Source organism: Pseudomonas sp. B26(2017), from assembly GCF_002113045.1.
GTDB lineage: Bacteria > Pseudomonadota > Gammaproteobacteria > Pseudomonadales > Pseudomonadaceae > Aquipseudomonas.
The window spans coordinates 44,618-69,660 of the sequence record NZ_NEJJ01000001.1 but is presented as its reverse complement, the minus strand read 5'-3'; the positions used below and the strand labels follow the sequence as shown (position 1 = coordinate 69,660).

The window sequence follows — 25,043 nt, the reverse complement described above, 5'->3', positions numbered from 1 at the left end:
ATTGCCGTACACACATTCGTGAACACATCAGACTCTGTGGGAGCGGGCTTGCCCGCGATGAGGCCGGCCCAGGCGACGCCGTTATCGGCTCAAGGCCCGGGCAAGAAACGGCGCAGTCCGGCTCTTCTTGCTCGCCGCCACTTTCTGCGGCGTCCCGGCCACGACGATCTTGCCGCCCTGATCCCCCGCTCCCGGTCCGATGTCGATCACCCAGTCGCTCTGCGCCACCACGCGCATTTCATGCTCGACCACGATCACCGTATGCCCCGCCGTCACCAGCGTATCCAGCTGCTCGAGCAAGCGGTCGACATCCCGAGGGTGCAAACCGGTGGTGGGTTCATCCAGCACGTACAACGTCGCGCCGCGCTGATTGCGCTGCAGCTCCGTGGCCAGTTTGATCCGCTGGGCTTCGCCGCCGGACAGCTCGGTCGCCGGTTGCCCGAGGCGCAAGTAACCGAGGCCGATATCGCGCAGCACCTCCAGCGAACGGCGGATTGCCGGTTGCTCGGCAAACACCGTCACCGCCTCGTCCACCGTCAGCTGCAATACCTGCGCGATGCTCAATCCCTGCCAGAGGATGGCCAGGGTCTCGGGGTTGTAACGCGCGCCATGACAGGTCGGGCACGGCGCATAAACGCTGGGCATGAACAGCAATTCGACACTGACAAACCCCTCGCCTTCACAGGTCGGGCAGCGCCCCTTGGCGACGTTGAAGGAAAACTGCCCGGCGTCGTATCCCGCCGCTTTCGCCTCGTCGGTCGCGGCGAACAACTTGCGTACGTTGTCGAACAACCCGGTGTAGGTCGCCAGATTCGAACGCGGAGTACGACCGATGGGTTTCTGATCGACCTGCACCAGACGCCTGATCGACTCCATCCCGGCGCTGACCTGGCCGGTGCTGGCAGTCGGGGTCTCATCTTCCAGATTGAGTTCTTCCGGCTCGGCGTCACTGACACTGCGCCCGAGTTGCGCGCCGACCAGTTCCAGCAGCGCTTGACTGACCAGGCTCGACTTGCCGGAACCGGAGACACCGGTGACCGAGGTGAAACAGCCCAGCGGAAATTCGGCGCTGAGGTGATTCAGGTTGTTGCGGGTGACGCCGTCAAGCTTCAGCCAGCCCGACGGTTTGCGCGCGGTGCGGGTCGGCCGTTGCTGTTCGGCAAACAGGTAGGCGCGGGTCTGCGAGTGTTCGACCGCCGCCAGCCCCGGTGGCGGGCCGCTGTAGAGAATCTGCCCGCCCTTTTCGCCCGCTGCCGGGCCGACATCGATCAGCCAGTCGGCCCGGCGCATGGTGTCCAGATCGTGTTCGACCACAAACACACTGTTGCCGTCGGCCTTCAGACGCTGCAAGGCCTCGAACAGCGCCTCGCCGTCAGCCGGGTGCAGGCCGGCGGACGGTTCGTCGAGCACGTAGATCACACCGAACAATTGCGAACCCAGTTGGGTGGCCAGCCGCAGACGTTGCAACTCGCCGGACGACAGCGTCGGCGTGCTGCGCTCCAGGGCCAGATAACCGAGGCCGAGATCGGTCAGGGTGCTGACCCGGTCCAGCAAGTCCTCGGCAATGCGCTGCGCGGCCAGGCGCTTCTCCAGCGACAGGTTCGGCGTATGGCGCACGTCCGGCGCGTTGGCGTGGCCGCTGGCGCCATGGGCCACGCGCTGCTGGCGGGCTTCGCGGGTCTGGCGGTGAGTCAGGGTTTCACCGGTTTCATCGGCGTGCTCCAGCCAGCTCGCATCCGCCACCGGCTTCAAGACTTCGGCGACTTGCAACAGTGGCATCCGCGACAACTCGCCGATGTCATATCCGGCAAACGTCACCGACAGCGCCTCTCGCTTGAGGCGCTTGCCATCGCACAACGGGCACAGGCTGCCGAGCATGAATTGCGACACGCGCTTCTTCATCAACGCGCTTTGTGAATGAGTGAAGGTGTGCAGGATGTAGCGCCGTGCGCCGGTGAAGGTGCCTTGATAACTGGGCTCCATCTTGCGCAGCAGGGCGACGCGGGTTTCTTCCGGTGTCAGCCCGGCGTACACCGGAACCGTCGGTGTTTCCTCGGTGAAAAGGATCCAGTCGCGCTGTTTTTTCGGCAGTTTGCGCCATGGAATATCGACGTCGATGCCCATGGTCACCAGGATGTCGCGCAGGTTCTGTCCCTGCCAGGCCAGCGGCCAGGCGGCCACGGCGCGCTGGCGAATGGTCAGTTCCGGATCGGGCACCATCAGCGCCTCGGTCACCTCGTAAACCCGCCCCAGTCCATGGCACTCGGGGCACGCGCCTTGTGGCGTGTTCGGTGAAAAATCCTCGGCATACAACATCGGCTGATCCGGCGGGTAGCTGCCGGCGCGCGAGTAAAGCATGCGGATCAGGCTCGACAGCGTGGTCACGCTGCCCACTGACGAGCGCGTACTCGGCGTGCCGCGTTGTTGCTGCAGGGCCACGGCCGGCGGCAGGCCTTCGATGGAATCGACGTCCGGCACGCCGACCTGATCGATCAGCCTGCGCGCATAGGGCGCCACCGATTCGAAATAGCGCCGCTGTGCTTCGGCATACAGCGTCGAAAACGCCAGCGACGACTTGCCCGAACCCGACACGCCGGTAAACACCACCAACGCATCACGGGGAATATCGACATCAACGTTCTTCAGGTTGTGTTCACGGGCGCCGCGCACGCGAACCATGCCGGCGGCGGAATTGGAGCTGCGCTTGGAGGTCATTGGCCAGCCTTGATCAAGGGATTCGAAGCTCAGGCACTGAGCACGGTTCGGATCATCTGCAACAGCGCTTCGGGGCCGTAAGGCTTGCCGAGCAGATGGGTATCGGGGCTGAGCTGGTGATTGCGCGAAATAATGTCGCGGGTGTGGCCCGAGGTGAACAGCACCGCCACCGGTGGCATCTGCACCTTGGCCCACGCCGCCAGATCGGAGCTCTTGATCAGGCCGGGCATGACCACGTCGGTGAAGATCAGGTCGACCCGAGCGCCTTCCATCAGCATCTGCATGGCCGCATCGCCATTGCCGGCGATCAGCACGCGGTAGCCTTCTTCACGCAACAGCTCGACGGCGGAGTTGCGTACCGCTTCGTTGTCCTCGACCACCAGGATCGTCTCGTTGCCACCCGTGAGGCGTTTCTCCACGCTGGGCGCCGCATGATCTACCGGTCGCACGCTGCGCGGAAAGTACAACTGCACTCGCGTACCCTGGCCCACCTGGCTGTCGATCTCGACATGGCCGCCGCTCTGTTTGACGAAACCGAACACCATGCTCAAGCCGAGACCGGTGCCCTGGCCGTCGGCCTTGGTGGTGAAAAACGGTTCGAACACCTGCTCGAGCATGTGCGGCGCAATGCCGACGCCGCTGTCACTGACCGAGACCCGGACGAAATCCCCCGGCACGATGCCCTTGCCCGAACAGAACGCCTGATCCAGCGAGAGGTTGGCGGCGCCGAGCACAATTGTGCCCTCGCCCTTCATGGCGTCGCGGGCATTGATCGCCAGATTGAGAATGGCGTTTTCCAGTTGATTGCGATCGACGTTGATGTGCCACGGTTCGTCCGGCAACTGCACGTCGATCTGAATGATTTCGCCCAACGCCCGTTGCAGCAACTCACCGACGCCTTCAAAGATCTGCCGGGGATTGCACACCGCCGGCGACAGTGGCTGGCGGCGGGCGAACGCGAGCAGTTGCGAGGACAGCTTGGCACCGCGCTCGACCGCCGCCAGCGAGGCGCTGACCCGACGCTGCACGTTGGCGTTGTTCGGCTCGTGACGAGCCAGCAGGTGCAAGTTGCCGGCAATCACTTGCAGCAGATTGTTGAAGTCATGGGCCACGCCGCCGGTGAGGCCGCCGATGGCTTCGAGTTTCTGTGACTGTCGCAGTCGCTCTTCGGCGGCGAGGCGCGCTTCGACTTCATTTGCCACACGCTGCTCGAGATTGCGGGTGAACTTGAGCAGGGATTCTTCGGCGATCTTGCGTTCGTGAATATCGATCAGCACGCCGGGAAAACGGAACGGCCGGCCCTGTTCGTCGAACTCGCAGCAGCCACTGGCCAACACCCATAGAAAGCTGCCATCGGCGCGTATTACGCGGTACTCGGCGTTGTAGGGTTCGCCGGTGCGCACCGAATTTTCGATGCACTCCTGCACCCAGGGACGGTCATCGGGATGAATGTGTGCTTCAGCAATGTGCTGCGGCAGGTTGGTGAGGTCTTGATCCGGCGGGAAGGAAAATGTCCGGGCAAAACGCTCGTCGGCCGACAGCACATTGTTTTTCACGTCCCAGACAAAGGAGCCGATCAATGCGCCGGCATTGAGGGCCAGTCGCACCCGCTCGTTATCGGCACGATAGGCATCTTCAGCGGCCTGGCGCAGACGCTCGGACAACACCAGTTCAGTGGTTTCCACCACCATCGCCATGACACCCGAAGGCACGCCGGCATCGTTGGCCACCGGGCTGTAATAAAGGTCGAGCCAGACGTCCTCGGGCACGCCATCGCGCAACAACACCAATACCTTGTTGCGGTACTCCAGGGTGCCGCCCGCCAGGCAGGTGTCGACCACATGCCGATTGAAATCGGCGACTTCCGGCCAACCCAGTTCCACCGGCACACCGAGCAGGTACGGATGACGCCCGCCGGCAAACCGCGAATAGGCATCGTTGTAGATCATGTAACCGGCGTGGCCCCAGAGCATGACCATCGGCAACGGCGAGGCCAGCATCAACTGGACCGTGCTGCACAGGCTGGCCGGCCAGGTTTCGAGCGGGCCAAGATCCGTGCCGCTCCAGTCGAACTCACGGATTCGCCCGGCCATCTCGCCTTGCCAGCCGTCACACCCATGGCTATCGGATAAAAACTGCATCGGCTGCTTTAACGCCTTGTGGTGGGTCCGGTTCAATCGCTGCGCGGTCAAGCGTCGCGCCCGTCTATTTCGAGCGCGCTGGGCAGCGATGGTTTCATTAGAGGTATAGCCGATTTCACCCCTGCTCGACGTTCAGACTTCGATCAGGTGTTTGAGCGGATGGTAGCCGGTCTTCATCTTTGCAGCGACATCGAGGATGGCCTTCTGGATGCCGTCCAGGTGCATACAGGTCAGCTCAATGGCGGCGTTCTGATTGCCGGCCTCGATGTATTCGATCAGCCGCAGATGTTCGTCGTCGCGACAGGCTTCGTGGCTGTCGTCGTCCAGCGCGGCGGCATACAGCGAGGCGCGGGAAATCAGCTTCTGGAACCAGTCGAGCAACACCGGGTTGTTCAGGCTGCGGGCCAGTTTGATGTGGAACTCGCCGAGCAGGTGAATCAGCCGCTCGTGATCGCCGGCTGCGTGAGCCTCGTCTTCCAGCAGCAAGTGATCGCGCAGGTCCTGCATCGCGGCAGAGTCCTTGCGCCGACACAGTTCAGTGACGATGCCGATCTCGATCAAGCGCCGGGTTTCAAACAGCGAACGGATCTCTTCATCGCTGGGCAGCGAGACCGACGCACCTTTATTGGGCTCGGTGGTGACCAGTCCGTCGGCCTCCAGTTGCTTGAGCGCGGCTCGAACCGACGTGCGGCTGACATTGAACAACTCCGCCAGCGACGCCTCGCCCAGCTTCATCCCCGGACGCAGCGAACGCTTGCTGATCGCCTCGTAAACCCCTTGGTAGACGCGGTCGACCGTGGTTTCCGTTTTTTTCTCGGTCATTTGAAAACTCCTTCAATGCTGGCAACGCTGCCCGACGAACGACTCAGTCGGGGAAATGGGGGTTGCGCCAGCAGATTAATCCGGGTATTTCTAAATTGCATTCAGATATTGCATACAATAATTAGAGGATTGCACCATTATGGGTCAGCCAATAGCCATTGAAGTGCGTAACGTATCCAAGCGGTATTCTGATGATCCTGGCCTGGCGCCAGCCCTCGATAACGTGTCGGTGAACATCGCCGACAACGAGTTCTTCACCCTCCTCGGCCCCTCGGGCTGCGGCAAGACCACCTTGCTGCGCACCATCGCCGGTTTCGAACACGTCAGCGACGGCGAGATCCGTCTGGCGGGCGAAACGGTCAATCACCTGCCGCCGTTCAAGCGTCGGGTCAACACGGTATTCCAGAGTTACGCGCTGTTTCCGCACATGAGTGTCGCGCAGAATATCGCCTTCGGCCTCGAGATGCAGGGTCTTGAGCGCAAGACCATTCCAGGACGGGTCGACGAAATGCTCGCGCTGGTGCAGATGGAGCACCTGGCCGGGCGCAAACCGGCGGAACTGTCCGGCGGCCAGCAGCAACGCGTCGCTCTGGCCCGGGCCCTGGCGCCGAAACCGAAAGTGCTGTTGCTCGACGAGCCGCTGTCGGCGCTGGACCTGAAGCTGCGCAAGGAAATGCAGGTCGAACTCAAGCGCGTGCAGCAGGAAGCCGGCATCACCTTCATCTTCGTCACCCACGATCAGGAAGAAGCCCTGACCCTGTCCGACCGGATCGCGGTGATGTCCGCCGGCAAGATCCTGCAGATCGGCACCCCGACCGACATCTACGAGCGCCCGCAGCACCGCTTCGTCGCCCAGTTCATCGGCGACATCAATTTCCTCCCCGGCCAGCTCAAGCGTGGCGAGCACAACCAGAACCTCTTCGTGCCCAGCGGCATGCCGGTGGAAATTCCCTGCCCGCCGCAAGGCGTCAATGGCAGCAACGTACAACTGGCGTTTCGGCCCGAGCGCTCGCAACTGGTCGCGGCGGACCAGCCGCATCATTTGCGCGGGGTGATCGAAGCCGTGCTGTATGTCGGCACCGCGACGCTGTACCAGTGCCGTTTGAACAACGACATCAAAGTCATGCTGCGGGAAAACAACGAAGGTTTGAGCGCCTGTCGCACAGTCGGTGAGCCCGTGGCGGTGCATCTGCCACCCCAGGCCTGCCTGTTGATGGAGGCCTGAGATGAGCGTCAGCAGCACTTCCCCCTCCCTCAACCGCGCGCTGTTGCTCAGCCCGGTGGTGTTGACCCTGCTCGCCCTGATCGCCATTCCGCTGGGGATCATGGGTTACATCAGCCTGCTGCCGCGCAACACCTACGGCGGCGTCGACTGGCAGGCGCAATGGCAGTTGCAGAGTTACGTGCAGCTGTTTTTCCAGGAAGGTTTCGACGGCGAACTGGAGCTGAACTGGGTCTACGCCCAGGCACTGTTGCGCTCGGTGTTCCAGGCCGGCGGCACCACTGTGTTGTGCTTTTTGTTCGGGTTTCCGGTGGCGTTGTGGATGTCGAGCCTGACCCCGCGCCGACGCAACCTGATGGTGTTGCTCATCACCATTCCGTTCTGGACCAACCTGCTGATCCGCAACTACGCGTGGCTGATCATCCTGCGCGAACAGGGCTGGGTCGCCCAGAGCCTTAACGCGCTGTTCCCGAATGCCGGCGGCATCACCCTGCTCTACAACGACTTCGCGGTCAGCGTCGGTCTGGTCTACAGCTTCCTGCCGTTCATGATCCTGCCGATCTACTCGACCCTGGAAAAACTCGACTGGCGTCTGGTGGAAGCCGCTTATGACCTGGGCGCCAACCGCTGGCACGCACTGCGCCGGATCATCCTGCCGCTGTCGATGCCCGGCGTGATTGCCGGCGCGTTGCTGGTGTTCGTGCCGAGCCTCGGCGCCTTCATCACCCCGGCGATTCTCGGCGGGGGCAAGACCCTGATGATCGGCAACCTGATCCAGCAGCAATTCGGCACCGCGCGCAACTGGCCGCTGGGCAGTTCGCTGTCGTTCCTGCTGCTGGGGATTCTGCTGTTGTCCCTGGTGCTCTACGCCCTCTACAGCCGCAGCGCGGCGAAAACCCTGAACCGGGGAGCGAAAGCATGATTTCTCTGCACCTGAAAAAACTCCCGGCGACCCGGGAAATCAGCCTGCTGATCCTCGCCTATCTGTACGTGCCGATCCTGGTGTTGATCGTCTACAGCTTCAACGCCAACCGCTCGGCAACGGTGTGGACCGAGTTCTCGTTCGCCTGGTACGGGCGGATCCTGGCCAACCCGTCGATCCAGACCGCGGCGCTGAATTCGATCATCGTCGCGACCATCGCCACGGTGTGCGCGACGGCGATTGCACTGCTGGCGGCGCTGGCGACTTATCGGCCGTTCTACGGGCAGAAAATGGTCGAGGGCGGGATCAACCTGCCGCTGATCCTGCCGGAGATCGTCACTGCCGTGGCCACCCTGCTGCTGTTCATGGCACTGGGGATCAAGCTCGGGCTGATGACAGTGATCGTCGCGCACATCGGCTTCTGCATTCCGTTCGCCTACCTGCCGATCCGCGCACGGCTCAACGATCTGGACAAGAGCCTGCTGGAAGCCGCCAACGACCTGTACGCCAATCCGTGGCAGGTGTTCCGCCGCGTGACCCTGCCACTGCTGTGGCCGGCGGTGTTGTCCGGTTCGGTGCTGGCATTCGTGGTCAGCCTCGACGATTTCATCATGACCTTCTTCGTCGCCGGGCCCGGTTCAACCACCTTGCCGGTGTACATCTTCTCGGCGATCAAGGCCGGCGTAACGCCGGAGATCAACGCGATCTCGACCCTGATGCTGGTGATTTCCATCGTGCTCGTAGTGCTGGCCTTCTGGCTTGGCCAACGTGGCAAACAACAATAAACCTGGAGCGCTCTCATGAAATTGAAAAACATGCGTCTGGCAGTATCCGGTCTGGCCCTGAGTTGTTTCACCGCGTTCAGCGCCCACGCCGCCGAGCCCAAGGAGTTGTTCTTCTACAACTGGACCGATTACTACCCGGTGGACCTGCTGGCCAAGTTCGAAAAGGAGACCGGGATCAAAGTCACCATGGACGGCTACGACAGCAACGAAACCCTGCTCGCCAAGTTGCAGGCCGGCGGCGCGGCGTATGACGTGATCGTGCCGTCGCAGTCGATCATGCAGACGCTGATCAAACAGGATCTGCTGCTGGAAATCGACGCTCCGACCCTGAACAACTTCCAGTACGTCAAAGGGCCGTTCCGCGATCCGAGCTTCGATCCGGGCCGCAAATATTCGGCGCCGTATCTGTGGGGCACCACCGGTTTCTCCTATGACAGCGCCCGGGTGCCGGGCGGCAAGCTCGACGACTCGTGGAAAGAGTTCTTCGAACCGCGCAAGGAACTGCAAGGCCAACTCGCCGCCCTCGACACCTCCAGCAGCGTGATCAATGCCGCCAGCCATTACCTGAACGTCGACGAATGCACGGAAAACCCGCAGGACGCCAAGCGCATCCTCGAACTGCTGCAAAAGCAGAAACCGTTTTTGAAGATGTACAGCTCCGACAACACCGTCGACCGCATGGCCTCGGGCGAAGTGATCATGATGCAGAACTGGAACGGCTCGACCGCCCGCGCCACCTTGCAAAAGAGCACGATCAAATACGTGTACCCGAAAGAAGGCCTGGCGATGTTCCAGGACAACTTCGCCGTACCGAAAAGCGCGCCGCATCCGGGCAACGCGAAGATCTTTATCGACTGGATGATGAAGCCCGAGAACGCGGCGGCCGTGTCCAACGCGATTGCCTATGCCAACGGGATTCAGAGCGATCAGTTGCTGGATGCGAAATGGAAGGTCATGGACGCGATCAACATGCCCGAGGAATACGCCTCGCGGCTGCGGCCGGAGAAGGAATGCAGCAACAAGGCGCGGGAGCTGCAGGATCGGATCTGGTCGAAGCTCAAAGGCTGATCGCCTGACTCAAGACCCAGTTGCGGCCATCGCGAGCAAGCTCGCTCCCACAAGGATCGGTGGCGCTCACAGTTCCAATGTGGGAGCTGGCTTGCCAGCGATGAGGCCCGCCCAGACAACATAGAAACAGAGGTATGCAATGTCCCATCCCCGCTGGCTCAGAAACATCCGCCCCTACGGCGCCCCCGCCGAAGACCTGCTGATCGAAAACGGCAAGTTCACCCAGCGCCGCCCGGCCTCCAATGCTCCATTGGCTGCCACCGACATCGACGGCCAGAACCAGCTCCTGACCGCCCCGCTGGTGGAAAGCCACGTCCACCTCGACAAGACCCTGTATGGCCAGCCCTGGCGCCCGAACAGCGCGGGCCCGACGCTCAAGGATTACATCAGCAACGAACGCCGCGTGTTGCGCGAAGTGAAAGCGCCGATTGCCGAACGGGCCGGTGCGCTGTTGGAAAACTGCATCGCCCGGGGTTCGCTGACGATGCGTTGCCACGTCGACATCGACCCGGAATTCGGCCTGCGTCACGTCGAGGCCATGCAACAACTGCGCGAAACCTACAACGACCTGATCGACCTGCAACTGGTGGTCTTCCCGCAAACCGGCCTGATCAGCCGCCCCGGCACCGCCGAACTGATGCGCGAAGCCATGGCCCTGGGCGTGGAAAACGTCGGCGGACTCGACCCCTGCGGCATCGACAACGACCCGATTGCACAACTGGACTTCGTGTTCAACCTGGCCCGCGACTTTCAGCGTGGCGTCGACATTCACCTGCACGACAAAGGCGAACTGGGTCTGTGGCAGATCGCCCGGATCGCCGATTACACCGAGCGCTTCAACCTGCAGAACCGGGTGATGATCAGCCATGCCTATTGCCTGGGCATGTTGCCTTGGAGCCAGGTCAAACCCGTTGCCGAACGCCTCGCGGCGCTGGGGATTTCGCTGATGAGTTCGGCGCCGGCCGATTGCGCGGTGCCGCCGTTTCTGGCGCTGCGTGAAACCGGTGTCAACGTGTGCCTCGGCTCCGACGGCATCCGCGATGCGTGGTCGCCGATGGGCAATGGCGACATGCTCGAACGAGCGATGTTGCTGGCGTTCCGTTTCGACCTGGGCAAGGACGATGAACTGGCGGCGGCATTCGACGCGGCAACGGTGAACGGAGCGCGCGCATTGGGGATCGAGGGTTACGGCTTCGCCATCGGCAAGCCTGCGGACTTTCTGCTGATGCCGGTCGAAACCCTCGGCGAGGCTGTCGTCGCGCGGCCAGTGCGTCAGGTGTATCGCGGCGGCGAACTGATCGCCAGCGGCGGTCGCTTGCTGGGCAGCCCTCTGTGAAACGGATCGGCCTCAAGGCCGCTTGCGTGGTCGGTTTCGACGGCACGCAGCATGTGCTGTGGCGTGACGGCGAAGTGGTGTTCGCCGGCTCGCGCATCGAATTTGTCGGGCGCGGTTATCAAGAGCCGGTAGATCAGTGGATCGATTACGGCAATGCGCTGATCGGGCCCGGGTTCATTGACCTCGATGCCCTCGGCGATCTCGATTCCACGGTGCTGACCCTGGACAACGGCGACGAACGCGCCATGGGCCGCATGTGGTCGGCGGAGTACCTGGCGAGCGGCCCGCGTGAGTCGTTCAGCCCGGAAGAAGAAGTCTTCAAGTACCGCTACGCCTTTACGCAGTTGATCCGCAACGGCATCACCACGGCGATGCCAATCACCTCGATGTACTACCGCGAATGGGCGGAGACCTACGACGAGTTTGCCGCTGTCGCCGACGTGGCGGGCGAACTGGGGCTGCGCACGTACCTCGGCCCCTGCTACATGAGCGGCATGAGTTACTGGCGTGCCGACGGCAGCCTCGCCCACCACTGGGATGAGGCTCGGGGGCTGGCCGGGCTGGACGCGGCCGAACGGTTCTTCAAGGATTTCGATGGTGCGCATGCGGGGTTGATTCGCGGTACGTTGCTGCCGGATCGCATCCAGACCTGCACCCCGGCACTGCTGCAACGTACGTCTGCATTGAGCCGCGAGCTGAATGCACCGATGCGTCTGCATTGTTGTCAGGCGCCTGGCGAAGTGGCGATGGTCGAACAGTTGCGCGGCACCACGCCGCTGGGCTGGTTGCAGCAACTCGACCTGCTCACTCCGCGCAGTCTGTTACCCCACGGCATCTACACCTCGGGCGATGACGATCTGCAACGGGTCATCGACGGCGGCGCGAGTCTGGTGCACTGCCCGCTGGTGTTCGCCCGTGACGGCGAGGCACTGAACTCGTTCGGCCGCTATCGCGCCAAGGGCATCAACTTTGCCCTTGGCACCGACACCTGGCCAGCGGATTTGCTGGCAAACATGCGCCACGGACTGAACATCGCCCGGTTGATGGAGGGCGGGCCCACGCTGACCAGCTGCCTCGATCTGTACAACGCCGCCACCCTCGGCGGTGCCAAGGCCTTGGGCCGTGATGACCTCGGTCGCCTGGCACCCGGCGCCAAGGCGGATATCACCGTGTTCAACCTGCGCGGACTGCACCTGGGCCCGTTATTCGATCCACTGAAAAACCTGCTGCTGGCCGGACGCGGCGACGACTGCATCGCCAGTTTCATCGACGGTCGCTGCGTGATGCACGACGGTCAGGTCAACGGCGTCGACTACCCCACGCTGCAACGTCAGGCCCAACGCCAATACGAAAAACTGATGCGCAGCCACAGCGACCGGGCCTTTGGCCGACCGGACTGGAAAACCCTGTTCCAGCCGGCCATTCCGTTCGCCGACGACTACAGCGCCGAAGCGCCGTTGAGCGCCATCGATCCACTTCTTTAGAGAACACTGCCATGCACAGCTTCGATTTCAGCCAACTGAGCCCACGGGAAAAGTACAAGATTCTGATCGGCAGCGTGGTGCCGCGCCCGATCGCACTGGTCACCACCATCGACGGCGAAGGCCGGGTCAATGCGGCGCCGTTCAGCTTCTTCAATGCGCTGTCGGCGGATCCGCCCATACTCGCGCTCGGCGTGGAGAACTATGGCGACCAGAGCCCAAAGGACACCACGCGCAATATCCAGATGAATCAGGAATTCACCGTCAACATCGTCAGCGACGCATTGGTGGAAGCCATGAACGTCTGTGCCGTGCCGTTCGCGCCGGGTTTCGATGAGTTGACCGCAGCGGGCCTGACGGCAATTCCCGGCACCTCGGTCAAATGCCCGCGAATCGGCGAAGCACCGGTGGCGCTGGAATGTCGGCGGATGATGGCGCTGAACATCGGCCAGTCGCGGGAGATCATTTTTGGCGAGGTGTTGATGGCGCATGTGCGCGACGAGTTGATCGACCCGAAAACCCTGTACATCGATCAATTGGGGCTGGATGCGATCGGACGCATGGGCGGCCATGGTTATGCGCGGACCCGGGATTACTTCGATTTGCCGACCCGCTCGTTGCAAGCGTGGACGGAAGCGCCGGGAGGTGGCGAGCGGTTTTGGCCTGCCAGATAAAACAGCGGCCCACCGAGGTGCTGATCGTTCCCACGTCGAGGCGTCGAACCGTCCGCGTGGGAATGCATACCGTGACGCTCTGCGTCACAGTGGACGCGGAGCGTCCATGGCGGCATTCCCACGCAGAGCGTGGGAACGATCCCGAGCAGCCGCAGAGCGTGGGAACGATCAGTGCGAAACAGGTTGATCAATCAGTGCCGTACTTCGGCGACCGTGGCCCGTACAGCAGGCCCGCCGGATGTCCGGCCGACAGCAGTCGATTGCTGGCCACACCGGCAATCGGGTAGCCGGCATCGGTGGAGCTGTTGATGATCTGCTTCACCGCTGCGGTGATCAGCGCGCCGATCAGGCCGCCACCGCTGTTGTTGCCGCCCTCTTCGCTCGACGCCCGGGCCGCACCGGTCCACAGGGTGACGCCGGTTTTCAGGTCCACCAGCTTGGCGCTCGCGGTGACGGCAGTTTCGCTGCTGATCACCATGTAACGCGTGCCGTACTCGCTGACGGTGATGTACAGCGCCGCGTCGGCACCGAAGATTTCCTGCAGCTTGTTGGCCGGTGCCGCATGGATGTCATCCGGCGTAGTCAGGCCGTTCTGGCGGAACGTCTCGTCGACCAACGTGATCGGCAGCACGTAGTAACCGGCCTCGGCCAGCGGAAAAGTCACTTGCGACAACAGGCTGTAGGACGCCTTGACGTCCGGCGAGGTATTCAGCGGCGGCAGCACCAGAATGGATTTCGGCCGCGCTTGCTTGTACGCCGAGTAGTCCACGGTTTTAGGTGCAACGCAGCCACCCAGAACGGTCAGCGCCAGGCCTGCGGCCAGCCCTTTCAAGGCACGCGAGATCATTGCGCATCTCCGGTCTTGGCATTCTTGAGCAGAAAGTCCATGTACGTGCCGGACTCGGGGAACAGGGTCTTCTCGGTGCGCAATTGCTGCACCATCTGATCGTCCTTGCCCATGCTCAGGTACAGCAGACCAAGGTGTGCGTGGTAACCCGGCGGTACCGGCTTGCCACTGGCGCGGATCTTTTGCAGATCGGCTTCCAGCGCTTCGGCCTGGGCCTCTTTCGGCGTTTCGCTTTTGAAGTATTCGTAGACTTGTGGCTGGTAGCCTTCCCACTGGTACAGGGTTTGCGGGCTGCTGCAACCAGCCAGCAGCGCGCCGGCAGCCAGGGCCATCAGCGACCGGGACAGGGACAGATTCATGGTGTGTTGCTCCTTGCGATGGGCGTCTATCAGTTGCCCGGTTTCCAGGTGCCGGCGTTCATGCCATCGACCAGGCGATTGATCGCCTCGCGCATGGCCAGATCGAGGACTTTGCCGTTGAGGGTGGAGTCGTAGGCAGCGGTGCCGCCGAAGCCGATGATTTCGCGGTTGGACAAGGCGTATTCGCCGGCGCCCTGGGTCGAATACACCACTTCGGAGGTGCTGATGTTGACGATGTTCAGGTTGACCTTGGCGTAGGCAACCTGGGTCTTGCCACGGCCGAGAATGCCGAACAGTTGATGATCGCCGGTCTCTTTGCGACCGAACTCGGTGACGTCACCGGTCACGACGTAATCGGCGCCTTTCAGACGCTGGGCCTGGCCCTTGATCGCCGCCTCCTGCTGGATTTCGCCCATGTTGTCGCGGTCGAGCACGGAGAAACGGTTGGTCTGCTGCAAGTGGGTGATCAGGATGGTCTTGGCCTGGCCGCCGAGACGGTCGACGCCGTCGGAGAAGATTCCGCGCATGTAGCTCGAACGGTTGTCGAACTTGCCCACGGCCATCGGGATACGCACGCCGGACCAGGCCTGGGCGGCGCTTTCCACCTTGGCCACCGGCAGTGCGCGGGAGCTTTCGGTGGCGCAACCGGCGAGCGAGCCGGCCAGGGTGCCGAGGACGGCAATCGCAATGCCCGAGACCAACATCCGGGAGATCATTCTCACTTTGCATTCCTTCTGAAAATCGATGTGTCCCGGCACGGCGAAGTCGTGGGGGATCGGGAAAGGGGCGGCGTTATGCCAAAGTGCCATCAGTGAGGACAGGTTTTTTTGACGTCAGCAAATTGGCTTTTGAAGCGATCAGCTGCCGTCAGCGACCGAGCGTTCCCACGCTCCGCGTGGGAATGCATACCGTGACGCTCTGCGTCACAGTGGACGCGGAGCGTCCATGGCGGCATTCCCACGCGGAGCGTGGGAACGATCACTAATCAACCAGTTGCCGTCAGTGGAAATCGCGGCTTTGCACCCGAATCCCGTTGAGCAACGGACTGAGGTCGCTCAAGCGTCCGGCGATCAGATGCCGCACCTCGCCTTCCCGTTCCCAGCGGCCATCGACCTTGAGCAATTGCGAGCCCACCAGCACCTGACGCTGGCGCTCGGCCAGATCGCGCCAGACCACCACGTTGACGTTGCCGAACTCGTCCTCCAGGGTCACGAACGTCACGCCACTGGCGGTGCCCGGCCTCTGGCGACAGGTCACCAGCCCCGCCACGCTGACCGGCCGGCCATGCTCGACCTCCAGCAACTCCCGGGAGCTGCGGCAGCGCCGCGCCCGCAACTCGTCGCGCAACAACGTCAACGGGTGCGGCCCCAGCGTGGTGCCGAGGGTGGCGTAATCGGTGAACAGGTCTTCGCTGACACTCGGCGTCGGCAGCAGCACATCCGGCTCCTCCTGACTCGGCAATCCGGCAAACAGTCCAAGCTGTTTCTGCACCCCGGCCACTTCCCATCGTGCCCGATGGCGATGACCGGCCAGGCCGCGCAGCGCGCCGGCATCCGCCAGCAGCGCCTGAGCGCGACTGTCGAGCCCGGCGCGCTCGCCCAGATCGGCGACATCGACAAACGCGCCCCTCGCCCGAGCGCTTTCAATGTTCCGGGCATCTTCCTCGCGAAAGCCCTTGATCATGCGCAAACCCATGCGAATCGCCGGTTGCTCACCGGCAATCGGCTCCAGACTGCAATCCCAGTCACTGGCGCGCACGTCCACCGGGCGGATCTGCAAATGATGCCGGCGCGCGTCCTGAAGAATCTGATCCGGGCTGTAGAAACCCATCGGCCAGCTGTTGATCAGCGCACAGGCGAACGCCGCCGGTTCGTGGCACTTGAGCCAGCAGCTGGCATAGGTCAGCAAGGCAAAACTGGCGGCGTGGGACTCGGGAAAGCCGTAACTGCCGAAGCCCTTGATCTGTTCGAAGATCTGCGCGGCGAATTCCGGGCTGTAGCCGTTTTTCTTCATGCCGGCGGCCAGCCGTTCCTTGTGCGGTTCCAGCCCGCCGTGGCGTTTCCACGCCGCCATGGAGCGGCGCAACTGGTCGGCCTCGCCGGGGCTGTAATCGGCGGCGACAATCGCGATCTGCATCACCTGTTCCTGAAACAGCGGCACGCCGAGGGTGCGTTTGAGCACCACTTCCAGCTCCGGTGACGGATAGGTCTCCTCTTCTTCCTCGTTCCGGCGACGCAGATACGGATGGACCATCCCGCCCTGGATCGGCCCCGGCCGGACAATGGCCACTTCGATCACCAGATCGTAGAAAGTTTGCGGGCGCAGACGTGGCAGCATCGACATCTGCGCCCGGGACTCGATCTGGAACACGCCGATGGTGTCGGCGCGGCTGATCATGTCGTAGGTCGGGCGGTCGTCAGCCGGGATGGTCGCCAGGCTCAGATCCTTATGACGATGACGGCGCAGCAGATCGAAACAGCGACGAATCGCACTGAGCATGCCAAGGGCGAGGATATCCACCTTGAGCAGCCCGACCGCATCGAGGTCGTCCTTGTCCCACTGAATGATCGTGCGGTCGGCCATGGCGGCGTTTTCCACCGGCACCAGCGTGTCCAGCGGTTGCTCGGAAATCACGAAACCACCGGGGTGCTGCGACAGGTGTCGGGGGAAGCCGATCAGTTGCCCGGTCAGGCTCAGCACCCGGTGCAGCAGCGGACTTTCGGGGTCGAAACCGCCTTCGCGCAAGCGTTCCACGGGCGGTGTTTCATCGCTCCAGTGGCCGCAGCAGTCGGCCAGCGCATTGATCTGGTCCGGCGGCAAGCCCAGCGCCTTGGCCACATCGCGGATCGCGCCGCTGGCGTGGTAAGTGCTGACCACCGCCGTCAGCGCCGCACGACGGCGACCATAACGACGAAACACGTATTGCAGGACTTCTTCCCGGCGTTCGTGCTCGAAATCCACGTCGATGTCCGGCGGCTCGTTGCGCTCTCTCGACATGAAACGCTCGAACAGCAGCGTGGTGCGATCCGGATCGATCTCGGTGATGCCCAAGGCAAAACACACCGCCGAGTTGGCCGCCGACCCCCGGCCCTGGCAAAGGATTTTCTGCTTCCGGGCGAAGCGCACCACATCGTGCACGGTGAGGAAGTAGCTTTCGTAGCCGAGTTCGGCGATCAGCTTCAGTTCCTTGTTGATCTGCCTCAGGACCTTGAAGGGCGCGCCGTTTTCCCAGCGCCAGGCGATGCCCTGTTTAGTCAACTGTCGCAGCCAGGAACGACCCGAGTGTCCATCGGGCACCAGCTCTTTCGGATACTGATAACGCAATTGGCTCAAATCGAACGTGCAGCGCCGGGCCAGTTTCACCGATTCGTCCAGCAAGGTCTGCGGATACAACTCGCGCAACACATCGAGGCTGCGCAAATGCCGCTCGCCGTTGGGATGCAGACGCAACCCGGCCTCGGCCACCGGGACGTGGTGGCGGATCGCAGTCATGGTGTCCTGCAAGGCCCGCCGGCCACGGGCGTGCATGTGCACATCGCCACTGGCCACCGCTGGAATCTGCAATTCATCCGCCAGACTCAGCAGTGCGGCCAGCCGTTGCTGATCGTTCTGCCCGCGATGCAACTGCACGGCCAGCCACAGCCGTTCACCGAAGGTCTGCTTCAGCCAGCGGCCCTCTTCCACGTCATCGACCGTATCCGGCACCCACAGCACCCGCAATCCCGGCAATGACTCGCTGAAGTCCTCGCGCAGCACTTGATACTGGCCTTTCTGCATGCGCCTTCGGGCCTGAGTGATCAAGCCGCACAGCGCCTGATAACCCTCGATGTTCTCGACCAGCACCACCAGTTTCGGGCCGTTCTCGATGCGGATTTCGCTGCCGATGATCAGCGGCAACTCAACCGACTTCGCTGCCTGCCAGGCACGGACAATTCCGGCCAGCGTGCACTCATCAGTGATCGCCAGCGCCTGATAGCCGTGTTTTTTTGCACGTTGAAACAGCTCCAGCGCACTGGACGCACCGCGCTGGAAACTGAAGTTCGACAGGCAGTGCAGCTCGGCATAACCCTGATTCACGCGAACCAGCCTTGCAGCCACAACGGGCCGCCCTCACCCACTGTCCGGTACGCCCAGCCTTGCTGGCCGGCGCGGTTCTGGATCAGGTAATAATCACGGCGCACGTCATCACCGTCCCACCAGCCGGACTCGATCCGTTCCGGGCCCATGAGAATGCGCGCCGAACCTTCGGGCACGGACTGCGGCTCACCCAACAACCAGCCCGGACGCTGCCCCCCCGGCAATGCAGGGCAACGCTGTTTGTCGTCGGCGTTCTGCCACGCGCACTCCGGGCGGTGATCGGCCTGAAAGCGCAGGCCCTGGACCGCCTCATCCCCCAGCCGCGCGCGCAGGCGTTCGCGCAGTTGCTCCCACGGCAAGGTCTGCTGCGGGCGGTCGTCGAACAGTTCCTGAAACTGCGGCACGAAACTCGGCAGATCCTCGGCGCGCAGACGAAAGCCGCGCACCGGGGCTTCGACCTGCACCTGCTCCAGTCGGCCACGGGCCAGTTCAAAGAGCATCGCCGGATCGCGCTCGGCGCTGAGCAGGCCGACCTTGATCAGCGTATCCGGAAGCCCCGCATGTTCCAGATGCAGATCGAAGCGCTGCACGCCGCTGTCGCGCCCGCACAAAAACGCCGCCAGATCGGACGTCAGGCGGCGCAATGGAAACAGCAGCGCCTGATGGGATTGCACGTCGAAATTGAGTTCGATCCGCACGTCGAAACGGTCCGGCGGCAGATAGAAAGCCAGCGCCAGCGGCCGTGCGCCGAACAGCGTGTCCAGATGCTTGAGCATCGGCGCCTCGAAACGCCGGGCCAGGGCCTGACGCGGCAGGTTCTGCACCTGATGAAGGTTGCGCAGGCCCATGCGCGACAGCGCCGTGGCCACGCTCGGTTCCAGCCCGATACGGTCGACCGGCAATTGCCCGAGGTGGTGGCGCAAGGCTTCACCGTCGGGCACCACCAATCCGTCGTAGGCGTTGGCCAGTATTCGCGCCGCTACCGGGTTGGGCGCGGCGACGATCCGGTGACGAAAGCCCAGCTCGGACAGCTCCGTGCGCAACCGTGCTTCGAACTGCGCCCAGGAACCGAACAGCCCCAGGCTCGATTCGATCTCGAATACCACGGTGCGCGGGTAATGCACGCTGACCTGGGCGCTGAAACGATAGGCCCAGGCGGCGAGAAACTGCTGCCAGTGCTCGACCTCGGCCGAATCGTAATCGACAGTGGCGAATCCTTTGCTCATGGCCTGCGCGGCGGTCATCGACTGCCCCGGACGCAAGCCCAGCGCCCGCGCCGCCGGGTTGACCGCTTGCAGCACCCGGCGCTGGGCCGGGCCGCTGAGCAGCGCCAGGGGTTGTTCGGGATCGGGGCGCTGACGCAGCACGGCGTCGAGGGCCAATTGCGGGAACAGAATGCAAACCCAGCGCATGGCGACCTCAATGCCCCACGGCGAAGGCGATCGGTGCGCTGCGCGCCAGACCGCCCCGGCACTTGAGCACGCGCAATTGCGCCGGGCGGGCATCGATGGCAATGCGCAGCGCGGCCGGCGACGGGTTGACCGCTTCGCTCAAGGGGCGCCACGCGAACGCCAGGGTCTGGCCGGTTTCCGCCGCCACCTGCAAACGGCGCAAGGCACGGTCATCGGCCTTGTGCGGCCAGCACAGCACCGCGCCGCAACTGCCCGAGCGCAGACATTGTTCCGCCGCCCACAAGGCATCGCGTTCACTGGCCTGGATCACCGACAACTGGCGCAGATCGACCCCGGCATTGGCCCACGCCTGCGGGTATGGTACGAACGGCGGCGCCACCAGCACGATGCGTTCGCCCGCTGCCGACAGCCGCGCCAACGTCGGCCACACCAGTTGCAGTTCGCCAACGCCGGGCCCGGCCAGGAGGATTTCGCTCAGCGCCGCTTCCGGCCAGCCGCCACTGGGCAAGGCCGCATCCAGCGCCGCGTGCCCGGTGGGTTGCGGGCTGGCGGTGGGTGGCGCAGGCCGGCCCTTCCAGACCTGGCCGCCATTGAACAGCGTATCCAGCGCAACGACGGCACCCATCAGCCTTGCCTCACCAGACCGCAGAACACCCCTTCGATGGCCAGATCCTGATCGGCCCGCACCACAATCGGCTGGTACGCCGGGTTGCGCGGCAACAGGCGAACCTCATCGCCGATCCGCTCGAAGCGTTTGATGGTGACTTCACCGTCGAGTCGCGCCACCACGATCTGGCCGTTGAGCGCCTCGGGGTTGCGGCGTACGCCGACCAGATCGCCGTCGAGAATGCCGTCCTCGATCATCGAATCGCCCTGCACCCGCAGCATGTAGTCGGGCGTGCGGGAGAACAGTGCGGGGTCGAGCATCAGCCGATTGTGCAGGTCGGCATCGGCGCCGATGGGGGCACCGGCAGCGACCCGGCCGAGTACCGGGACTTCGAGCAGTTCCGGCCGCGCCGGCTGCCCGAGCAGGCGAATGCCCCGGGCCTGATGCGGATTGACCTCGATAAACCCGGCTTCGGTAAGCGCCAGCACATGCTTGCGCGCCACGCTGCGGGAGGCAAAACCAAAAGCCTCGCTGATTTCAGCGAGGCTTGGGGGCTGACCGTGTTCGGCGATGCGTTCGCGGATAAAGGTCAGGATGGCGGTACGGCGGGGAGTCAGATTTGTCATGGAGTACATTTGTACTCTTGTGGGAATTTCCTGACAAGCACCGCCAGTCAGCTCAAACCTACTGATGATCGTTCCCACGCTCTGCGTGGGAATGCAGCCCGTGACGCTCCGCGTCACTGGACGCAGAGCGTCCCTAGAGGCATTCCCACGCAGAGCGTGGGAACGATCAAAGCGGACGGTTCGGCGCCTCGACGTGGGAACGATCTCTCTGTCAGCTCAAACCGCGTTTGGCGAGAAACCCTGCGATGTAGTCGATAAACGCCATAACCTTGGCCGTCGCCCGCCGATGGCTCGGGTACACCGCCAGAATGTGCGGGCCAAAACTGTCCGGGTCGATCTCGTAATCGGCCATGACCCGCACCAGTCGCCCGTCGGCGATATACGGCGCGGCGCTCCACAGCGGCGTATGCAACAAACCGCGTCCGGCGAGAGCGCTGGCCAGCAGCAAATCGTAATTGTCACTGCGCAACAACGGTGCCGCCGGCTGCGCCAGGCTCAGGCGCTGACCGTCGCGCTCGGCCCACCAGAATTCGCGGCTGAGCAACGGATGCCGATACAGCAGCCACTCATGCTGATCGAGGGTCTGCGGTGTGACCGGCAAACCCTTGCGCGCCAGGTATTCAGGGCTGCCACACAGCGCCAGCCGATTGCTGCCGACCACCCGGGCAATCAGCCCCGGCAAATCATCGTGCCCTTCGCGCAGCGCCAGGTCGTAGCCGCTTTCCAGCAGATTGACGAATTCATCGCACAAATCCACTTGCAGGCTGATCTGCGGGTATTGCTGCAAAAAGCCGTCGCACACCTGATCGAGAAACGCCCGCCCGTAAGCCAGCGGCGCAGTGATTTTCAGGCTGCCGCGCAGGCCGTGCTGCAACTGCTCGATTTCCTCGCTGGCCTCGTCCAGCCGTTGCAGCACCAGGCGTGCGGTTTCCAGATAGAGCCGACCGATTTCAGTCAGCAGTATCCGCCGCGTGCTGCGCTCGAACAGCCGCGCGCCGAGCTCGGATTCCAGATGATTGACCGCTTTGGTCAGGGCCGACGGAGTCTTGCCCAGTTGCTCGGCAGCGCGGCTGAAACTGCCGAGCTGCGCGGTGACCACAAACATTTTCAGTGCACCCAGCTTGTCCATGCTTTTTCCATTCAGGCAAAAACGTTTTTCGTGAGGGAGGCGTTCTGTCGGGCGTTGGCAGCCACTAATCTGGCCATCAGACGCAATAACACGGAAATGTTCAATGAAAAGATTCATCCCGCATTTCGCAAAAAACGTGCTGATCGCCGCGGTGAGTTTTGCCTCGATGGAAGCCATTGCCGCGACCGATCTGGTGCTGCTCAATGGCAAGATTTTCACCGCAGACCGCGCTCAACCGAAGGCTCAGGCGCTGGCCGTGGAGAACGGCAAGGTGTTGAAAGTCGGCAGCGATGCGCAGATCAAGGCCTTGATCGAACCCGGCACCCAAGTGATCGACCTGAAAGGCCAGACGCTGATGCCCGGCCTGATCGACAGCCACTCCCACGCGATTTTCGGCGGACTGGAAATGGTCTCGGCCAACATGGAAGACGAAGTGGTCGGTCTGGATGAACTGGAAAAACGCCTGCGCGACTGGCGTGACGACGGCAAGGCCCGGCATGGCGACGTATTGAGTGTGGCCGGCATGAGTTCGGCGTACTGGGCCAGGGCTGAAGCGCTGGGCAACCTCTTCAACCATGGCGAATGGGCCGACGTGCCGGTGGTGTTCACCGGCAGCGATCACCACACCGCATGGGCCAACAACGTGATGCTCAAGCGTGCGGGGATCGACGCCGCGCTGCTGAAAACCCTGCCGGAGGCGGAAAAAGACACCATCGGCAAACTGCCCAGCGGTGAGCCGAACGGTTTTGTGGTCGATGCCGGCTGGGATCGCGTCGCCTCGAAAATACCGGCGCCGAGCCCGGCCGACCTGCTCAAGGCTGCGCAATCGGCGGTGCGTTTCAACAACAGCCTCGGCATCACCGCGTGGATGGACCCGGCCGCCAACGCCGCGCCGGGCGAGCCGGTGTTCGCCCTCAAGCCCACCGAAAAAACCGTCGGCGTATTGCCGGCCTACAAAGCCCTGTCGGAAAGCGGCGGCATGACCGCCCACGTCGCCGCGCTGCTGGTGGCCAACTCGAAAAGCGTCCCGGCCGATCTCGACACCCTCGACAAGGTTCGTCGGCAGTTCCAGGGCATCCCCAACCTGACGCTGCCGGGAATCAAGATCTTCGCTGACGGTGTGATCGAATACCCGGCCCAGAGCGCGGCGATGATCGATCCCTACAGCAACTCGCACAAACAGGGCGAACTGCTGATCGATCCGCAGCACTTCGGCGAACTGGTCAGCGCCATCGACCAGCGCGGCTGGCTGGTGCACATCCACGCCATCGGCGACCGTGCCGTGCGCGAATCACTGAACGGCATCGCCCAGGCGCGCAAGGACCGGCAGAGCGGCGTGACGCACTCGATCACCCACCTGCAAATGGTCAACCCGAAGGAGTTCGCCCGCTTCAAGCCGCTGAACGTGATCGCCTCGATGCAACTGCTCTGGGCCAGCGCCGACGACTACACCACCGACATGATCAAGCCTTACGTCAGCGCCCTCGCCTTCCGCTATCAATACCCGGCACATTCGCTGCTCAAGCAGGGCGCGACGATTGCCGGCGCCAGCGACTGGCCGGTGTCCTCGCCAAACCCGTGGAACGCCATGGCCCAGGCCATCACCCGCACCGGGCCGCTGGGCGTGCTCAACGCCGACGAACGCCTGGATCGCGAAACCATGTTCTACGCCTACACCGCCAACGCCGCGCGGACCATCGGCCTGGAACAACAGATCGGCTCGCTGAGCCCCGGCAAACAGGCCGATTTCATCGTGCTTGATCGCGATGTGTTCAGCGTCGATGACAAAGCCCTGCATGGCACCCAGGTCCTGCAAACCTGGTTCGCCGGCCGTCAGGTCTATACCGCCGCCCAATGACAACAACTGTTCCCCTGTGGGAGCGAGCTTGCTCGCGATAGCGGTATGACCATTAAAAATGATGGCGACTGATACACCGCTATCGCGAGCAAGCTCGCTCCCACAAGTTTTCTCTTTCTGCCCCATAACAACCACAACAACGGGACTTCACATGAAAGCCTTGCCCCTGTTCGCCCTCACTTCCTTGAGCCTGCTGCCCCTGAGCAGCCACGCAATTGCCCTGAACGACGATTTTGCGGTGCTGGTCGACCTGACCCTGGCCAGTGATTACCGCACCCGCGGCATCTCCCAGACCCAGAACGATCCCACCGTGCAGGCCGGTCTGACCCTGGCCCACAGCAGCGGCCTGTACCTGGGCGCGTGGAGCTCGAACGTCGATTTCGGCGGTGGCCTGAAAACCCGTCAGGAAGTCGACTACTACGCCGGCTGGCTGTGGCAGGCGACCGAAGCCGTGAGTCTGGATCTGGGCTACATCAAATACGCGTACCCCAAGGAGAGCCAGTTCAACCAGAGCGAGGTGTACTCGATTCTCAGCGCTTACGGCGTGAAACTCGCGGCGTATTACTCCAGTGACGCGCCGGGCATCGACAGCAAACAGAGCTCGCTCTACAGCTACATCGGCTATGAAACCGGATTGCCGTTCGATTCCGGGCTGAAACTGCGCTACGGCAACATGGACTTCAAGGACCCGCATATGTATTCGGCGTCCGGACACAGCGATGAGTCCTACCGGGAGTGGGAAGTCAAACTGACCCACAACCTGGCCGGCGTGGTGCTGGGTCTGAGCTACATCGACACCGATCTCTCGCAGAGCCAGTGCCTGAGCAGTTGGGGCTTCAAGGACGTGTGCACGGCGACGGTCGTCGCCAGCGTCAGCAAATCTTTCTGACCGAGCGCAAAACTCTGGTGGGGGCCAGATTGCTGGCCCCACATTTTTTGCACTCAGCGTGATTTTGTTACTG

The 25,043-nt window shown here is 62.9% G+C and carries 20 protein-coding genes; 9 read left to right on the top strand and 11 right to left on the bottom strand.

The window, feature by feature from the left end; all coding sequences use genetic code 11:
* Positions 1-81: 81 nt before the first annotated feature.
* The 3 genes from CAF79_RS00275 to CAF79_RS00265 all read right to left on the bottom strand — a co-directional run bounded on the left by CAF79_RS00275 (position 82) and on the right by CAF79_RS00265 (position 5,678).
* On the bottom strand, positions 82-2,715 hold the full coding sequence (locus tag CAF79_RS00275; RefSeq protein ID WP_085695908.1) for an excinuclease ABC subunit UvrA: 2,634 nt from the start codon (positions 2,713-2,715) through the stop codon (positions 82-84).
* Positions 2,716-2,744: 29 nt separating this feature from the next.
* A complete protein-coding gene (locus tag CAF79_RS00270; protein ID WP_085695907.1) occupies positions 2,745-4,856 on the bottom strand; it encodes a PAS domain-containing hybrid sensor histidine kinase/response regulator in 2,112 nt (703 codons plus the stop codon).
* Positions 4,857-4,988: 132 nt separating this feature from the next.
* On the bottom strand, positions 4,989-5,678 hold the full coding sequence (locus tag CAF79_RS00265; RefSeq protein WP_085695906.1) for a GntR family transcriptional regulator: 690 nt from the start codon (positions 5,676-5,678) through the stop codon (positions 4,989-4,991).
* Positions 5,679-5,817: 139 nt separating this feature from the next.
* Between CAF79_RS00265 and CAF79_RS00260 the strand changes: the two genes are divergently transcribed.
* From CAF79_RS00260 to CAF79_RS00230, 7 genes are all read left to right on the top strand, one after another.
* Entirely contained in the window at positions 5,818-6,903 is a 1,086-nt protein-coding gene (locus tag CAF79_RS00260; RefSeq protein ID WP_085695905.1) for an ABC transporter ATP-binding protein, read from the top strand.
* Position 6,904: 1 nt separating this feature from the next.
* Entirely contained in the window at positions 6,905-7,822 is a 918-nt protein-coding gene (locus CAF79_RS00255) for an ABC transporter permease (protein WP_085695904.1), read from the top strand.
* Positions 7,819-8,607: an ABC transporter permease gene (locus CAF79_RS00250; protein ID WP_085695903.1), complete on the top strand. Its 789-nt coding sequence runs from the start codon at positions 7,819-7,821 to the stop codon at positions 8,605-8,607. The genes CAF79_RS00255 and CAF79_RS00250 overlap by 4 nt, the downstream gene beginning before the upstream one ends.
* A 15-nt stretch (positions 8,608-8,622) precedes the next feature.
* Positions 8,623-9,675, top strand: coding sequence for an extracellular solute-binding protein (locus CAF79_RS00245; RefSeq protein ID WP_085695902.1), 1,053 nt, complete (start codon positions 8,623-8,625; stop codon positions 9,673-9,675).
* 139 nt (positions 9,676-9,814) lie between these two features.
* Positions 9,815-11,011, top strand: a complete 1,197-nt coding sequence (locus tag CAF79_RS00240) for an amidohydrolase family protein (RefSeq protein ID WP_085695901.1) — start codon at positions 9,815-9,817, stop codon at positions 11,009-11,011.
* Positions 11,008-12,495: an amidohydrolase family protein gene (locus tag CAF79_RS00235; protein ID WP_085695900.1), complete on the top strand. Its 1,488-nt coding sequence runs from the start codon at positions 11,008-11,010 to the stop codon at positions 12,493-12,495. The genes CAF79_RS00240 and CAF79_RS00235 overlap by 4 nt, the downstream gene beginning before the upstream one ends.
* A gap of 11 nt (positions 12,496-12,506) precedes the next feature.
* On the top strand, positions 12,507-13,166 hold the full coding sequence (locus tag CAF79_RS00230; RefSeq protein WP_085695899.1) for a flavin reductase family protein: 660 nt from the start codon (positions 12,507-12,509) through the stop codon (positions 13,164-13,166).
* A 187-nt stretch (positions 13,167-13,353) separates the two neighbouring features.
* On the opposite strand, the gene CAF79_RS00225 is transcribed toward CAF79_RS00230, so the two are convergent.
* From CAF79_RS00225 to CAF79_RS00190, 8 genes are all read right to left on the bottom strand, one after another.
* Positions 13,354-14,013: a DUF799 domain-containing protein gene (locus tag CAF79_RS00225; protein ID WP_085695898.1), complete on the bottom strand. Its 660-nt coding sequence runs from the start codon at positions 14,011-14,013 to the stop codon at positions 13,354-13,356.
* Positions 14,010-14,372: a DUF4810 domain-containing protein gene (locus CAF79_RS00220; RefSeq protein ID WP_085695897.1), complete on the bottom strand. Its 363-nt coding sequence runs from the start codon at positions 14,370-14,372 to the stop codon at positions 14,010-14,012. Before CAF79_RS00220 ends, CAF79_RS00225 begins: the two co-directional genes overlap by 4 nt.
* Positions 14,373-14,401: 29 nt before the next feature.
* On the bottom strand, positions 14,402-15,088 hold the full coding sequence (locus CAF79_RS00215; protein WP_170929688.1) for a CsgG/HfaB family protein: 687 nt from the start codon (positions 15,086-15,088) through the stop codon (positions 14,402-14,404).
* Positions 15,089-15,371: 283 nt separating this feature from the next.
* Positions 15,372-18,470, bottom strand: a complete 3,099-nt coding sequence (locus CAF79_RS00210; RefSeq protein WP_218191874.1) for an error-prone DNA polymerase — start codon at positions 18,468-18,470, stop codon at positions 15,372-15,374.
* Positions 18,446-19,861 carry a DNA polymerase Y family protein gene (locus CAF79_RS00205; protein WP_085695895.1) on the bottom strand — a complete coding sequence of 472 codons (1,416 nt, stop codon included), beginning with the start codon at positions 19,859-19,861 and terminating at the stop codon, positions 18,446-18,448. The genes CAF79_RS00210 and CAF79_RS00205 overlap by 25 nt, the downstream gene beginning before the upstream one ends.
* 7 nt (positions 19,862-19,868) lie before the next feature.
* Positions 19,869-20,486, bottom strand: a complete 618-nt coding sequence (gene imuA / locus CAF79_RS00200) for a translesion DNA synthesis-associated protein ImuA (protein WP_085695894.1) — start codon at positions 20,484-20,486, stop codon at positions 19,869-19,871.
* The gene (gene lexA, locus CAF79_RS00195; RefSeq protein WP_085695893.1) at positions 20,486-21,103 is read right to left on the bottom strand and encodes a transcriptional repressor LexA; all 618 of its coding nucleotides are present in this window, start codon (positions 21,101-21,103) and stop codon (positions 20,486-20,488) included. The genes imuA and lexA overlap by 1 nt, the downstream gene beginning before the upstream one ends.
* 202 nt (positions 21,104-21,305) lie before the next feature.
* A complete protein-coding gene (locus CAF79_RS00190; protein WP_085695892.1) occupies positions 21,306-22,223 on the bottom strand; it encodes a LysR family transcriptional regulator in 918 nt (305 codons plus the stop codon).
* Positions 22,224-22,326: 103 nt separating this feature from the next.
* Here CAF79_RS00190 and CAF79_RS00185 point away from each other — a divergent pair, with 103 nt between their 5' ends.
* Positions 22,327-24,081, top strand: coding sequence for an amidohydrolase (locus CAF79_RS00185; RefSeq protein ID WP_085695891.1), 1,755 nt, complete (start codon positions 22,327-22,329; stop codon positions 24,079-24,081).
* Between the two features lie 151 nt (positions 24,082-24,232).
* Complete coding sequence (locus CAF79_RS00180; RefSeq protein ID WP_085695890.1) at positions 24,233-24,970, top strand: TorF family putative porin; 738 nt, start codon at positions 24,233-24,235, stop codon at positions 24,968-24,970.
* Positions 24,971-25,043 lie beyond the last annotated feature (73 nt).

Bases quoted from the DNA above. Each gene is read 5' to 3' on its own strand.
- CAF79_RS00275 (WP_085695908.1), bottom strand. From the start codon at position 2,715: ATGACCTCCAAGCGCAGCTCCAATTCCGCCGCCGGCATGGTTCGCGTG.
- CAF79_RS00270 (WP_085695907.1), bottom strand. From the start codon at position 4,856: ATGCAGTTTTTATCCGATAGCCATGGGTGTGACGGCTGGCAAGGCGAG.
- CAF79_RS00265 (WP_085695906.1), bottom strand. From the start codon at position 5,678: ATGACCGAGAAAAAAACGGAAACCACGGTCGACCGCGTCTACCAAGGG.
- CAF79_RS00260 (WP_085695905.1), top strand. From the start codon at position 5,818: ATGGGTCAGCCAATAGCCATTGAAGTGCGTAACGTATCCAAGCGGTAT.
- CAF79_RS00255 (WP_085695904.1), top strand. From the start codon at position 6,905: ATGAGCGTCAGCAGCACTTCCCCCTCCCTCAACCGCGCGCTGTTGCTC.
- CAF79_RS00250 (WP_085695903.1), top strand. From the start codon at position 7,819: ATGATTTCTCTGCACCTGAAAAAACTCCCGGCGACCCGGGAAATCAGC.
- CAF79_RS00245 (WP_085695902.1), top strand. From the start codon at position 8,623: ATGAAATTGAAAAACATGCGTCTGGCAGTATCCGGTCTGGCCCTGAGT.
- CAF79_RS00240 (WP_085695901.1), top strand. From the start codon at position 9,815: ATGTCCCATCCCCGCTGGCTCAGAAACATCCGCCCCTACGGCGCCCCC.
- CAF79_RS00230 (WP_085695899.1), top strand. From the start codon at position 12,507: ATGCACAGCTTCGATTTCAGCCAACTGAGCCCACGGGAAAAGTACAAG.
- CAF79_RS00225 (WP_085695898.1), bottom strand. From the start codon at position 14,013: ATGATCTCGCGTGCCTTGAAAGGGCTGGCCGCAGGCCTGGCGCTGACC.
- CAF79_RS00220 (WP_085695897.1), bottom strand. From the start codon at position 14,372: ATGAATCTGTCCCTGTCCCGGTCGCTGATGGCCCTGGCTGCCGGCGCG.
- CAF79_RS00215 (WP_170929688.1), bottom strand. From the start codon at position 15,088: ATGATCTCCCGGATGTTGGTCTCGGGCATTGCGATTGCCGTCCTCGGC.
- CAF79_RS00205 (WP_085695895.1), bottom strand. From the start codon at position 19,861: ATGCGCTGGGTTTGCATTCTGTTCCCGCAATTGGCCCTCGACGCCGTG.
- imuA (WP_085695894.1), bottom strand. From the start codon at position 20,486: ATGGGTGCCGTCGTTGCGCTGGATACGCTGTTCAATGGCGGCCAGGTC.
- lexA (WP_085695893.1), bottom strand. From the start codon at position 21,103: ATGTACTCCATGACAAATCTGACTCCCCGCCGTACCGCCATCCTGACC.
- CAF79_RS00190 (WP_085695892.1), bottom strand. From the start codon at position 22,223: ATGGACAAGCTGGGTGCACTGAAAATGTTTGTGGTCACCGCGCAGCTC.
- CAF79_RS00185 (WP_085695891.1), top strand. From the start codon at position 22,327: ATGAAAAGATTCATCCCGCATTTCGCAAAAAACGTGCTGATCGCCGCG.
- CAF79_RS00180 (WP_085695890.1), top strand. From the start codon at position 24,233: ATGAAAGCCTTGCCCCTGTTCGCCCTCACTTCCTTGAGCCTGCTGCCC.